The organism is Dyella sp. AD56, from assembly GCF_002878475.1.
Lineage (GTDB): Bacteria > Pseudomonadota > Gammaproteobacteria > Xanthomonadales > Rhodanobacteraceae > Dyella.
Genome location: NZ_NRDP01000025.1, coordinates 24,861 through 38,489 on the forward strand (window position 1 = coordinate 24,861; position 13,629 = coordinate 38,489).

Consider the following 13,629-nt stretch of genomic DNA (forward strand, 5'->3'; position numbering starts at 1 on the left):
CCCATGAGCAATGCCGGTCTGGCGCAGTTCCAACAGGTATTCATCGAAGAGAGCCTGGAAGGGCTTGATACGATGGAGTCGTCGCTGCTCGCGCTGGATGAAGGCGGCGATGGGGAGCTGGTGCACACCATCTTCCGTGCCGCGCACTCGATCAAAGGTGGTGCGGCTACCTTCGGATTCCCCGAGATGTCCTCGTTCACCCACGAGGCCGAGTCGCTGCTCGATGAAGTGCGCAGCGGCAAGCGTGCGATCGACGGCACCATCATCGAATTGCTGTTGCGCACGGTGGATTGCCTGCGCGGCATGTTCGCCCGCGCCCAGGCTGGCGAACCGCTCAACGACGCCGTGGCCGAAGGGCTGCGCAACGAACTGGCGGCCGCCATGGGTCGCGGTGTTCCCGCGGCAGCTGTACAGGCGCGTCGCAATGCGGACCAGGCCGACGCCTGGACCATCCAATTCCGTCCGCACGCCAGCATGCTGGCGGGTGGCAACGAGCCGCTGCGCCTCATCCGCGAACTGGCGGGGCTGGGCGAGCTGGAGGTGACGGCATCGTTCGATGGCCTGCCGCCGTTCGCTGCGCTGGAACCCACCGAGTGCCATCTCGGCTGGACCATCGAACTGAAGGGGCCGGTCAAGCGAGCCGATATCGCGAGTGTGTTCGATTGGGTGGAAGGCGAGTGCGATCTGGAGATCGAGGCGAAGCATGTCGTGGCGGACGTTGCACCGGCGCCCGTCGTTGCTCCGGTTGCAGCGTCCGCGCCGAACGTCGCGGACGCCGGCGCCGCACGCTCCCAGCGCGAAGCAAGCGCCGAATCCAGTTCGGTGCGCGTGTCGATCGACAAGATCGACGGACTGATCAATCTGGTGGGCGAGCTGGTGATTACCCAGTCCATGCTCGACACCTTCCGCGAAGGCGATATCGATGCCTCGCGGCTGGCCATCCTGGAACAGGGGCTGGCCCAGCTGGCGCGACATACGCGCGAGCTGCAGGAAAGCGTCATGGGCATCCGCATGTTGCCCATTGCTTCCGTGTTCAATCGTTTTCCGCGCATGGTGCGCGACATCAGCCAGAAGCTCGGCAAGCAGGTGAAGCTGGAGCTGATCGGTGAACAGACCGAGCTCGACAAGACGGTGCTCGAGAAGATCGGCGACCCGATGGTGCACCTGGTGCGCAACGCCATCGACCACGGTCTGGAAACGCCAGACAAGCGTCGTGCCTCGGGCAAGGGGGATACCGGCACGCTCACGCTGCAGGCGTCGCATCGCGGCGGCAGCATCGTGGTGGAAGTATCGGATGACGGCGCGGGCCTGAATCGCGACGCGATTGTCGCCAAGGCGGTTCAGCGTGGCCTGATCGCCAGCGGTGAGGGTATGAGCGATGAGGCCGTGGCGGACCTGATTTTCCAGCCGGGTTTCTCCACGGCGGCGGTCACCACTGATCTGTCCGGCCGTGGCGTGGGCATGGACGTGGTCCGTCGCAACGTGGGCGACCTTGGTGGCACCGTCACCATCCGCAGCACGCAGGGCAAGGGCAGTGTGTTCACCATCACCTTGCCGCTGACGCTGGCGATCATCGATGGCCTTACCGCTGCCGTGGGCGACGAGCGCTACATCGTGCCGCTGGTCTCCATCGTGGAATCCGTGCAGCTGAAGGCGGATGCGGTGCGCAGTGTCGCGGGTGGCGGCGAGCTGTTCCGCTTCCGTGGGGAATACCTGCCGGTGATTCGTCTGCATGAAGCCTTCCACTGCGAGAACGCTATCCATGCCATCGACGAAGGTTTGATGGTGGTGGTGGAGGGTGATGGCGCGCGCGTGGGCCTGTTCGTCGACGGCCTGATCGGACAGCAGCAGGCCGTGGTGAAGTCGTTGGAAGCCAATTACCGACGGGTGCAGGGCGTATCTGGCGCAACCATCCTTGCGGATGGCTCTGTTGCGCTGATCGTCGACATTGCTGGGCTGGTGCGTATGCAGGGACGTCGCAAGGCGGCGTGAGGTCGCGGCAACGGTGCCGCGGAGTAAGTAAACAACGGTCAGACGATGTGCGGGAAGGCGCATCGTTGTCCGAATCATCGCCGGTTCCCGGCACAGCGACTCGGTAGCCCTGTTCTCGGGCGGTCGGCGTCGTCCCTCTGAATGTTGTCGAACAACCGCGACAGGAAGCCGCGGTGCGTTGGCCTGCGGCCCGCGTAAGAGCAGTGCAGGGAATGAATCACGGCTATCGCAACCCGCCTATTTTCATTCTGAAGGTTCCTTTTATGAAGTCTCCCCTGACCACCATCGATCGCCTGAGCCTTTCGGCCAAGGTATGGCTCGTCATTGCTTTCGTCGTGGCCGGTCTATTTGCGCTCACCATCATCTCTGCCGTGGACAGTCGACGCTTGCAAATGCAGGCGCGCGTGCATGCGTTGTCGGATGAGGTGAATACCGCGATCTCTATCCTCGATGCGTTCCATGCGCGTGCCGCAGCGGGTGAGCTCAGCGATGAGGAGGCCCGCAAGCAGGCGCTGGCGGCGCTGACTGCGTTGCGCTGGGGTGATGGAAAGGGCTACGTGTTCGGCTTCGACTCGAACTATGTGCTGCATCTGCACGGTGTCATGCATGACCGTGTGGGTTCGAACATCAAAGAGGATAAAGACGCCAACGGTAAGCGCTTCTATCAGGACATGATGGCCGCCGACCAGCGTGATGGACACGGCGAGACCGAGTACACCTGGCCCATGCCGGGCTCGAAAGAGCTCAAGCCCAAGATCAGCTACACGGCCTGGTACAAGCCATGGGATCTGCATATCGGCGCCGGTGCCTACTTCGTCGACATCGATGCCCAGTTCCGCCAGATGCTCGAAGGCAGTCTGCTGCGTGCGTTCCTGGTTGGCTTGCTGGTGATCGTGGTGGTGTGGCGCTCCATGCGCAGCATTCGGCAGAGCATCGGCGGTGAGCCGTCCTTTGCCTTGGCCATGGCGGCCCGCATTGCCGACGGTGATCTTTCCGGCGGCGACGCCAAGCAGACCTTCACGCCTGGCAGCATGCTCGATGCGCTGCAGCGCATGCGCGCCAAGTTGGTGGAGATCGTGCGTGAAGTGCAGCAAGGCTCGCAGGTGGTATCCACCGCCTCCCAGCAGATCTCGCGGGGCAACGACGACCTTTCGCATCGCACGCAGGAACAGGCATCCAGCCTGGAGGAAACCGCTGCATCGATGGAAGAAATGACCTCCATCGTGCGCCAGAGCGCCGACAACGCCAGCCACGCCGACCAGCTCGCCCGTACGGCGCGCACCCAGGCGGAGCGTGGTGGCGAGGTGGCCGTGCGCACCAGCGGTGCGATGCGTGAGATCGAAGCGGCCAGCCGCCAGATCACCGACATTGTGCAGTTGATCGATGAGATCGCCTTCCAGACCAACCTGCTGGCGCTCAACGCCGCCGTCGAAGCCGCGCGTGCCGGTGAGCAGGGTCGAGGATTCGCAGTGGTGGCTGGCGAGGTACGCAATCTCGCCCAGCGCAGCGCAAGCGCCGCCAAGGAGATCAAGGCCCTGATCGGCGACACGGTGGACAAAGTGCAGGCCGGTTCCGCCCTGGTGGAGGAATCCGGCGCGGTCCTGGCTGGCATCGTCGATAGCGTCAAGCGCGTCACCGACATAGTGGCTGAGATGTCGGCTGCGGCGCAGGAACAGTCGTCCGGTATCGATCAGGTCAACCGCGCCGTGATGCAGATGGACGAAGTCACCCAGCAGAACGCTGCCTTGGTGGAAGAGGCGGCCGCTGCCGCCCGCGCCATGCAGGAGCAGGCGGACGAGTTGGCCGTGCAGGTGCGGTTCTTCCGCCTGGATCAGGTGGCCGCGAAGCCCGCGCCGAAAGCTGCGCCAGCTGTCAGGCCCCCAGTCGCCAAGCGGCCGGAGCCCGCCATGGCGGGCGGGTGGAGCGAGTTCTGACCTGTCTCGGGGCCTCCCTGCACGGGTGGCACCGAAAACCCGCGTTTCCCTCAAGTTTCCCGGCCTTCCGCCGATCCAGAACCCGATAGGGAGCCTTGCATGCGGCTCCGACCACGAGGCGAACATGTCCGATAACACCCGGAGCGAGGCGCTCCAGTCGCAGTACCTCACCGTCAACCTTGCCCACGAGGAATACGGCATCGACATTCTGGCGGTCCGCGAGATTCGCGGCTGGACGCCAGTGACGCGCATTCCCCAGGCGCCGCACTACGTACTTGGCGTGCTCAATCTGCGCGGCGCGATTGTGCCGGTGATCGACATGCGCTTGCGCTTCGGCCTGGAGCGCGAGGCCTACGGCGTTACCACCGTCACCGTGATCATCACCGTGGCGGGCCGCAACTTCGGCGTGGTGGTTGATGCGGTGTCCGACGTGCTCGACGTGACAGCGGATGCCATCCGCCCGGTGCCGGACATGGGCACCACCGTGGATACCGAATACCTCAAGGGGCTGACGTCCGCTGGCGAGCGCATGGTGCTGCTGCTGGATGTGGACAAGCTGCTGCAGCCCCAGGACGCACAAATGCTTGAGGCGGCGCTGCCAGCCGTCTCCGATGTGAAAGCCGTGGCCTGAACGACATACGCAGGAAGTGTAATCATCATGAAGAAGTTCGCACTGAAAGCCCCGGAACTGAACGTCCGCAACCGTATGCGTGTGGTGTTGGGCCTGCTCGGCCTGATGCTGATCGCCGGTGCGGTGATCGGTATCGGTGGCATGCAACAGCAGAACGATGGCATGGGCAAGATCTATGAAGAGGAGATCGTCCCCACGCAGCTCGCCTCGCAGATCACCGCTCACCAGCTGATGTCCTTCATCCTGCTGGGTGAGTCGGGCTCGCTGGTTGGCAAGCCCGACCAGGTCAAGGCCAAGTTGACGGAGTACGCCAAGCTGCAGGCTGAGATGGAAGAGCTCAAGAAGCAGCTTGCTGCCATCCCGATGGGTCCTTCCGTCAAGAAGTACTACGACGAATGGCGTTCGACGGACGCTGATTACACCGACGCCAAGGCATCGATGGTCGACGCCCTCAATCAGGGCGACAACGGCGCGTCCGATCTGTTGGAAATGCAGGTGCGCCCGCTGCTGATGCAGCGCCAGGATGCGCTGGGCAAGATGGTCGACGCGCAGCGTGCCGACGCCAAGGTGATCTACGACGCGCAGGTGGCTCGCTATCACTTCGTGCGGACCATCAGCATCATCTCGCTGCTGGTGGGTCTGGTGATCGCCGCCATCATGGCCATGCTGCTGATGCGCTCGATCCTCAGCACGCTCGGCGTTGCGGTGAAGGTCGCCAACGCCATCGCCGATGGCAAGCTCGGCCACAAGATCGAAACCCGTCGCAAGGACGAACTGGGCGAGCTGCTCGAGGCGCTGCGCACGATGGACGAGCGTCTTGGCGCCATCGTTGGCGAAGTGCGCCACGGTGCGGGTTCGGTCAGTTCGGCTGCACAGCAGATTGCGCGCGGCAACGACGACCTGAGCCAGCGCACGCAGGAGCAGGCGTCCAGCCTTGAGGAAACAGCATCCTCGATGGAGGAAATGACCTCCACCGTGAAGCAGAACGCCGAGAACGCCAGCCATGCCAATCAGCTCGCCAGCGCCACGCGTCGCCAGGCCGAGCACGGCGGCGAAGTGGCTGCACAGGCCAGCTCTGCGATGCGTGAGATCAACGATTCCAGCCGCAAGATCTCCGACATCGTCAGCTTGATCGACGAAATCGCCTTCCAGACCAACCTGCTGGCGCTCAATGCAGCGGTGGAAGCTGCCCGCGCCGGTGAACAGGGCCGTGGCTTTGCCGTGGTGGCAACTGAAGTACGTAACCTGGCTCAGCGCAGCGCGGGTGCCGCCAAGGAGATCAAGGGCCTCATCAACGACAGCGCGGAGAAAGTGCGCGTGGGTTCGTCGCTGGTGGACCAGTCCGGCAAGGCGCTGGCAGACATTGTCGAGAGCGTAAAAAAGGTCACCGATATCGTGGCCGAGATCGCTGCGGCGTCGCAGGAACAGTCGGCGGGTATCGACCAGGTCAATCATGCCGTGTTGCAGATGGATGAGATGACCCAGCAGAACGCGGCGCTGGTGGAAGAAGCTGCTGCCGCCGCTCGTGCCATGCAAGAGCAGGCCGGTGAGCTGGCGCGTCAGGTCGGCTTCTTCCAGATGATGGAAGGTGGCGAAGTGGCGACTGAGAAGGCCCGTTCGCAGTCGGTGATGGCCGAGGCGGAAGCCGTGTTCGCCGCCGTGCGCAGCTCCAACGCGCCGGCGCAGCGTGCGCCGCGCACCGAGGCCGCTGACGCCGGCTCCTGGAAGGAGTTCTGAGCATGACCCTGGCTGCCACGATGGACAACAGTGCTGGCGTGGCGGCCATGGGCGGCCCGTTCCTGGGCAATGCCGAGTTCGAGTTCCTGCGCGCCTTCGTTTACGAGCAGTGCGGTATCTCGCTGGGCGAGCACAAACGGCAACTCGTGCAAGGGCGTCTGGTGCGCCGCCTGCGCGCGCTGAAACTGCCGGACTTTCAGGCTTACTGCGATCTATTGCGGCGCGATCCGCAACAGGAGCTCGGTGAACTGGCGAGCGCCATCAGCACTAACGTCACCGCGTTCTTCCGTGAGTCGCATCACTTCGATCAGCTCGCTGACGAACTGTTTCCGCGTTGGATCAACGAAAAGAAAAACGGCGGTCGCCTGCGCATTTGGTCAGCCGGCTGCGCCACAGGCGAAGAGCCTTACACCTTGGCGATGGTGCTGGCGGAAGCGCTGGAGAAGCATGGCGCGACCCAGCTCGACGCAAAGATCCTGGCCACGGATCTTTCACCGCAGGCGCTGGAAACCGCGCGCAAAGGTGTTTACGCACTCGAACGCCTCGAAGGCGTGAGTGCGGAACGTCGCCGCCGCTGGTTCCTGCGCGGCGAAGGCGAGTACGCGGACTATGCCTGCGTCAACCCGCGTTTGCGCGAGCTGGTGAGCATCTTGCCGCTCAACCTGCTGCACGACTGGCCCATGCAGGGGCCGTTCGACGCCATCTTCTGCCGCAACGTCGTCATCTATTTCGACAAGCCCACCAAGCAGCGATTGTTCCAACGCTATGCCGGCCTGTTGCCGGATGGCGGCTACCTGTTCCTTGGCCATTCTGAGTCCATGTACGGACTCAACGACAGCTTTGACCTGATCGGACGGACGGTCTACCGGAAACGCAGTGCATGAACGTCGCCGCAGTCAACGTCCCCGCGGGTGCGAGCTACGACCCCGCACGCATCGTGCCGGGCTTCGAGCACCTGCGCCGGTTCTGGGATCCTGCGCACGCCTGCATGACCGTGAAGGTGTTGCCCGGCGAGTACTACGTGAGCACGCAGCAGGAAATGATCTCGACCGTGCTCGGCTCCTGCGTATCGGCCTGCGTGTTCGATCGCGTGCGCGCTATTGGCGGCATGAACCACTTCATGTTGCCCGAGCCACTGGGTGGTGAGCGCGGCAGCTGGGCCGATACCGTGGGCCGCGCGGCGCGCTATGGCAACGATGCGATGGAGCAGCTGATCAACGCCATCCTCAAGGCAGGCGGACAGCGCGCCAACCTGATGGTGAAGGTGTTCGGCGGCGGGCGTGTGCTGGCCACCATGACCGACATCGGGCAACGCAATATCGCGTTCGTACGGCGCTACCTGGAGGCCGAACGGCTGGAGGTGGCGGCGGAAGACCTGGGCGACGTGCATCCTCGCCACGTGCAGTTTTTCCCGGCCACTGGCAAGGCCCGCGTGCGTCAGCTGCGCGGCCGTACGGACACCGTGCTGGTGGATGGCGAGCGCCAATATCTCAAGCGTTTGGCAAACGATCCGATAAAGGGAGAGGTGGAACTGTTCTGACGCTGCACGCGTCGCGACGGTTTTATCTAGGCATCTGGCGCCGACACGGGCCGGCGGACGTAGACGCAAGTACTACGCCGCACCACGAAGGCGAGACGAATTCACGATGGAAAGAGTACGTGTCCTGGTGGTCGATGATTCCGCACTCGTGCGGAAGCTGCTGTCGACCATGCTTTCGTGCGATCCGGGCATCGAGGTGGTGGGAACCGCCGCCGATCCGTTGGTCGCGCGTGAAAAGATCAAGCAGCTCAATCCCGACGTGCTCACCCTCGATGTGGAAATGCCGCGTATGGACGGCATCACGTTCCTCGAGAACCTGATGCGCCTGCGGCCGATGCCGGTGGTGATGGTGTCCTCGCTGACTCAGGAAGGCGCCGAAGTCACCTTGCGGGCGCTGGAACTGGGCGCTGTCGACTTCTTCACCAAGCCGAGCAACGACCTGGCCAGCACATTTGCCGAAGGCGCGCAGGAGATCTGCGCCAAGGTGAAGCTGGCTGCGCTAGCGCGGCCGCGCCAGCGCACCGCCGTGCGCAAGCTCGACGTGCCGCCGCGCCTTACGGCTGATGCCGTGCTGCCACGCGCGCAAAGCATCGGCACCCGCGGCGGCATGCCGATCATCGCGATTGGCGCGTCGACAGGCGGTACGGAAGCCATTCGCGTTGTGCTGGAGGCGATGCCGCCGGATGCGCCGCCGATCGTCATCACCCAACATATTCCCGCCGCCTTCAGTGGTCCGTTCGCGGCACGCATGGATACCTGCTCGGCCATGCGCGTATGTGAAGCGCGCGATGGTCAGCCGATCCAGCCGGGTCATGCGTACATCGCGCCGGGTGGCGAACACCTGCTGGTGATGTGGGACGGCGCCAAGTATGTGTGCCGCCTGCACAACGGCCCGCCGGTCAACCGTCACAAGCCGAGCGTGGACGTGCTGTTCCGCTCCATGGCGGCCAGTGTCGGCAAGTCCGCCATTGCCGCGTTGCTCACCGGCATGGGTGACGACGGCGCGCGCGGGCTGCTGGAGCTGCAGCAGACCGGTGCCCACACGCTGGTGCAGGACGAAGAATCCTCGGTCGTGTGGGGCATGCCCGGCGCGGCCTGGAAGCTCGGCGCTGCCGGCGAGAAGCTTCCGCTTGACCATATAGCAGCGCGCTTGCTCGCGCTGGCGCATCAACCCGTTTCCCGCGCCGCCGTGTCGGCCTCCTGATCTGCGGACATCTCTATGAATGCTTTTCTCTCCTTCATGCGCGTACGCCCCGTGATCGGGCTGATCGCCAGCGCGGTGGCGCTGGTGCTCACTATGGTGTGGCCATCGGCGTGGTTGGGTCCGGTGCTGATCGTGCTGCTGACGGCAGCGTGGATCGTCGAAACGCGCCGCCACATGCCTGTCGCCGCGCCGGTCATCCAGGCATCGCTGGAACACCACGAGCCCGTGCGCGAAGCGCTGGAGGAAGTGCGTAGCTCGCTGGTCGATGAATTGGGTCACGCGACGCGAGAACTGCATCAAGCGATGGACCTGTTGCGTGATGCGGTGACGGAGCTCGGCGGCGGCTTCGACGGCCTGTCGCGCAAGACCGGCATGCAGCAGTCGTTGCTTCGTCAGATCATCGACGGGCAGGGCGAGGGTGTTTCCGTGCAGGATTTCGCCGCGCGTACAGGCGACCTGCTGGAGCACTTTGTCGACATGGTGGTGCAGATGTCGCGCGAAAGCCTGCGCATCGTCTACCGCATCGACGGCATGGCCAAGGAAATGGACGCGGTGTTCGGCCTGTTGAAGAACGTCAACACCATCGCCGAGGAAACCAACCTGCTGGCGCTCAATGCCGCCATTGAAGCTGCACGTGCCGGCGAATCCGGTCGTGGCTTTGCCGTGGTGGCAGGCGAGATCCGCAACCTGGCCAGCCACTCCAACCAGTTCAACGAACAGATCGGCAGCCATGTCGAGCGCGCCCGCGCCGCCATGGGTGAACTGCGCGGCCTGGTCGGCACGATGGCGTCGCAGGACCTCAACGTGGCGCTGTCGGCCAAGGGCGGCATCGACGCGATGATGGCGCATGTGACCGAAAGCGACGCGCGCACCAGCAAGGTCGCCGATCAGGTGGTGGAGATCAACCGCGGCCTGGGCACCGATGTGGCGACCACTGTGCGTTCGCTGCAGTTCGAGGACATCCTGAGCCAGTTGATCAACCAGACGCGTCAGCGCTTGGTGGAACTGCAGGAAGTCACCACCGAATGTACGCGCGACATCCAAGAGCTGGCGTGCAACCCGATCGATGCCGAACTGCTGGCGCAGCGTGCTGAACGCGTGCGCAGCCGCTTGGCCATCCAGCGTGAGAAGGCCCGCCTCCGTTCGCGTGGCCCGGCGCTGCAGAACTCGATGGACGCCGGCGAGATCGAACTCTTCTAAGGAATGCAGCCATGAGCCTGACTGTTCACCACGACCCCGACCTCGACTGCGTGACCCTGCAACTGGGCGAGCGCTTCGACTTCAGCGTGCACCGCGCCTTCCACGATGCCTGCCTCGGCGAGCGCGCCGCACGCAGCTACGTCATCGACCTGGGTGAAGTGTCCAGCATGGATAGCTCCGCGCTGGGCATGCTGCTCCTGCTGCGCGAACACGCGGGTGCAGACCGCGCAGAAATCCGCATCGTCAATGCCGGCTCTAGCCTGCGTGGCACGCTGCGCGTGGCGGGTTTCGACAAGCTGTTCGTGCTGCACTGAGTACGCCTTTCCCGCCATGTGCGGATGGTGGTTGGCGGTATTTTTGAGTCAGCGTTGGCCTGATGGGCTTGGCTGACGCATGTCGGACGAGGAAGCCCTTGATGGCACGATTTGGGAAGCTTCGTGTATTGAGGCTAAGCCCACGATGCTCATGCTTGCGTTATATCGTGTACTGACATGGCATGGACGCAACCCTATGTTCCCGAAGTCGCTCGTCTTGATGGCTGCTGTTACCGTGCTCATCACGCTACCTTCCATAGCGCGATCTGATCAGTCTCCCGTCATCGTGAACGCCCAACAGGCCGGGAAGCTGGCGCGCAAGGCCATTGCCCAGTACGGCAACAGCACCCCTGTATCCCCTGATGATTGCTATTCCCTGGCCGTAGACAAGAAAAAGGACGGCAACTACGCCGTGCGTGTGTCAGAGCGTCCCGGCAAGACCTGCGAGATCATCGACTACGACCGGCCATTTCGTCCTTTCACCATCGAGATTGACGCTATTCGTGGCTCGGCCGTTGTTGTTGGTTACCCTGGACAGCGAGCGGCGCCTAGGGAGGTCAAGCTGTTTCCGCTGGAGAGTGTGCCGGGTTTCCCGATTGCTGGGCCGTTGGATCCGATGAAGTGGACGCTGGAGGGCGATGCCAGCCACCTTGCCCATGTTCACCAGTGCAGTCTGTCCATGAGCATGCCTGCATTTGAACGTTGGAATGCCTATTCGTTCGGCCTGATGGCCACTCGGGAAAGTCGAACGTTGACGATGTCGTACTACGTCAACGCCGTGTCTCGTTTGACGCTGGCGACGGATGCGCGTGTCGACTTGGTGTTTGGAACAGGGCGTGCCACGCTTGCCACCTATCCCGTGACATTCAAGCCGATCTATCCCTTTGGCGAGGGACGGCCGGTGTCGACCAATGACGTGTCGTTTCAGGCGGTACTCGATGAAAAAGCGGCGCGTGCCTTCGTCGGTGTTCTCGGTCGCACCTCGCAGATGGAGCTCAGTATCGACGGGAAGTCGCAGAACGACCTGGGTCTCCTCGGGCAGGATTTTGAGCGTGCGGGTGGTGGCCGCAACGCTAACGATACCGCTGCTGCTGCGCTCGGGCGTTGTCTCGATGTCATATGGAAGTAGCACGGAGCAGCCAGGGACGGCCTCGCAAAACTAGCGATACCCATCGCAGCCATATTCGATGATTCATCGGTATGGGGGCGAGACCAAGGATGTGCCGCGTGATCGTCAGCGCATCAGCAGCGCGTATCACCAGCCTCGGCCAGGCGCTCGTCGTCCTCCTCGGCAAAGCTGACGCCGTTGCGGCCGTCGAACTTGGTGCGGTACATGGCCTGATCGGCTTGGCGGACCAAGTGTTCGAAGCGCGTTCCCGGCCGCGCGATGGCGACGCCGATGCTGGCGGTGACGGGAATGCTCTGGCTGCCCACTTTCGCGTGGGAATGTGCAAGCGTGTGGCGCAGGCGTTCGGCGGCGGCCAGCCCTTGTTCCAAGGTGGCGCCCGGCAGGGCGACCACGAATTCCTCGCCTCCGTAGCGGCTGGCCAGATGGCCTTTCCACTGGATTGTTTCGAGCAGCCGCTGCGTGACATGGCGTAATACCGTGTCGCCCGCGTCATGGCCCCAGCGGTCGTTGATCTGCTTGAAGTAGTCGAGATCGAAAATCAGCAACGCGAAGGGTTGCCCGCGTTCCAGGCAGCGCTCTAACGCGGCACGGCCCTCGGCAACGATGGCGCTGCGATTGAGCAGGCCGGTTAGGCCATCGGTACGCGCGGCCTTGCGCAGGTCTACGACCAGCCGCTCGGTAATCAGCTGCAGCAGCGCGAAGTACGAAGCGAGTGTGGTGAGGATGCCGATGGTGTAGGTGGCGGCGACGGGCATGCCTCCCTTCAACAGGTTCTGGCCCGAACCGGGGGCAAGAGGCATGAAGGCGCGCGCCAGGTAGAACAAGCCGCAGGCGATCAATACCGCGGCGGCAATGCGGCAGCTTTTGCGAATGTCGGGTTCGCCATAGCGCAGCAATAGATAGGCGTAGACGAAGTTGAACGACATGGCCTGCAGGCTGCCAGCCAGCAACCTTGCGCTTAGATTGGGCGCGACATACGCGAACCATGCGATGGCTGCGGTGTAGACCACCGCGAGGCTGCATGGCCAGCGCCAACGCATGGTCAGGCCCAGATGCTGGGCAATGCCCTTGAGCGTGAGGATGTTGCCGGTGACCAGCAGTCCGTTGCCGACGACGATAGAAATGACGTCGGGGATGGTGTTGCGTAGCCCGATCAGGCAAATGCCCAGCGTGTTGATCCAGATGCTGGCAACCCAGATGCGCAGGACCTTCTGGGTGTTCAGAATCGCCATCAATGACGTGAAGCCAACCGACGCGCCGATACCCATCAGAAGACTGACGAGGGTCAGGGTGGGTATGTCTAGATGCATGGCGCTCCCTGATACCAGCGCACCCTCCTGGCCGGGAGGACGCCCTGGGCCTCCGATGAGGCGGTGGCTGGGTCACACAAGCATATCGGACAAAGTCTCTGAAACTTGAACTGCGTCACATTATGTCGTGGCAGCCATTTGCGGGCGAAAAAAAAAGGCCCCGGGAGGGGCCTCAAAAAACGCAAAACAGAGATGCGTGACTTACCAGGTGCGCACGTCGGCAACGCCGACGGTGTACTGCTGCATTTCCGGATCGAAGCGGAACAGGCGGCCCAGATCGAATTCGACCGACTGGCCCGGGGCAATGTTGGTGGTACCTGCCGGCCAGCCCTTCTTGGCGGCCAGGACCTTGCCGGAACCGTCCTTCGCTTCGATGCTCACCTGGGCGGCGGCAGCTTCGGCACAGTGGTTCACCAGCTGACCGCTGAGGCTCAGGCGGGCGGCGGCGCCGGCGCCGACGAGCTTCATCTTGAAGTCTTGCACGGCGAAATCGGTGGGGGCACAGGCGGCGTGGGCGGCGAGCGGTGCCGACAGGAACAGTGCCGCGGCGATCAGGGTCTTCTTCATGGAGGGGGTCCGTGATGTGGTCAGGTCAGAAGTGTTCGACATGACTCACATCGGCGGGGCCACCGGAATCT

General features: G+C 63.4%; 12 protein-coding genes. 10 read left to right on the plus strand and 2 right to left on the minus strand.

What is annotated here, in order from left to right:
- Positions 1-3: 3 nt before the first annotated feature.
- The 10 genes from DyAD56_RS16250 to DyAD56_RS16295 all read left to right on the plus strand — a co-directional run bounded on the left by DyAD56_RS16250 (position 4) and on the right by DyAD56_RS16295 (position 11,681).
- Positions 4-1,992 carry a chemotaxis protein CheA gene (locus DyAD56_RS16250; protein ID WP_102303822.1) on the plus strand — a complete coding sequence of 663 codons (1,989 nt, stop codon included), beginning with the start codon at positions 4-6 and terminating at the stop codon, positions 1,990-1,992.
- 263 nt (positions 1,993-2,255) lie between these two features.
- Positions 2,256-3,926 carry a methyl-accepting chemotaxis protein gene (locus tag DyAD56_RS16255; protein WP_146010550.1) on the plus strand — a complete coding sequence of 557 codons (1,671 nt, stop codon included), beginning with the start codon at positions 2,256-2,258 and terminating at the stop codon, positions 3,924-3,926.
- Between the two features lie 124 nt (positions 3,927-4,050).
- Positions 4,051-4,557, plus strand: a complete 507-nt coding sequence (locus DyAD56_RS16260; protein WP_102303823.1) for a chemotaxis protein CheW — start codon at positions 4,051-4,053, stop codon at positions 4,555-4,557.
- A gap of 27 nt (positions 4,558-4,584) precedes the next feature.
- Positions 4,585-6,294, plus strand: a complete 1,710-nt coding sequence (locus tag DyAD56_RS16265) for a methyl-accepting chemotaxis protein (RefSeq protein ID WP_102303824.1) — start codon at positions 4,585-4,587, stop codon at positions 6,292-6,294.
- Positions 6,295-6,296: 2 nt separating this feature from the next.
- Positions 6,297-7,178, plus strand: coding sequence for a protein-glutamate O-methyltransferase CheR (locus tag DyAD56_RS16270; protein WP_102303825.1), 882 nt, complete (start codon positions 6,297-6,299; stop codon positions 7,176-7,178).
- Complete coding sequence (gene cheD / locus DyAD56_RS16275; protein ID WP_102303826.1) at positions 7,175-7,834, plus strand: chemoreceptor glutamine deamidase CheD; 660 nt, start codon at positions 7,175-7,177, stop codon at positions 7,832-7,834. Before DyAD56_RS16270 ends, cheD begins: the two co-directional genes overlap by 4 nt.
- Positions 7,835-7,940: 106 nt before the next feature.
- Positions 7,941-9,038: a chemotaxis response regulator protein-glutamate methylesterase gene (locus DyAD56_RS16280; RefSeq protein WP_102303827.1), complete on the plus strand. Its 1,098-nt coding sequence runs from the start codon at positions 7,941-7,943 to the stop codon at positions 9,036-9,038.
- A gap of 15 nt (positions 9,039-9,053) precedes the next feature.
- A complete protein-coding gene (locus DyAD56_RS16285; RefSeq protein ID WP_102303828.1) occupies positions 9,054-10,238 on the plus strand; it encodes a methyl-accepting chemotaxis protein in 1,185 nt (394 codons plus the stop codon).
- 11 nt (positions 10,239-10,249) lie between these two features.
- Positions 10,250-10,552, plus strand: a complete 303-nt coding sequence (locus DyAD56_RS16290) for an STAS domain-containing protein (RefSeq protein ID WP_199179008.1) — start codon at positions 10,250-10,252, stop codon at positions 10,550-10,552.
- A 79-nt stretch (positions 10,553-10,631) separates the two neighbouring features.
- Positions 10,632-11,681 carry a hypothetical protein gene (locus DyAD56_RS16295; protein WP_146010551.1) on the plus strand — a complete coding sequence of 350 codons (1,050 nt, stop codon included), beginning with the start codon at positions 10,632-10,634 and terminating at the stop codon, positions 11,679-11,681.
- A gap of 113 nt (positions 11,682-11,794) precedes the next feature.
- Here the strand turns inward: DyAD56_RS16295 and DyAD56_RS16300 are convergent, their stop codons facing one another.
- Positions 11,795-12,991, minus strand: a complete 1,197-nt coding sequence (locus DyAD56_RS16300; protein ID WP_102303830.1) for a GGDEF domain-containing protein — start codon at positions 12,989-12,991, stop codon at positions 11,795-11,797.
- A 201-nt stretch (positions 12,992-13,192) separates the two neighbouring features.
- On the minus strand, positions 13,193-13,558 hold the full coding sequence (locus DyAD56_RS16305; protein ID WP_102303831.1) for a hypothetical protein: 366 nt from the start codon (positions 13,556-13,558) through the stop codon (positions 13,193-13,195).
- Positions 13,559-13,629: the final 71 nt, after the last annotated feature.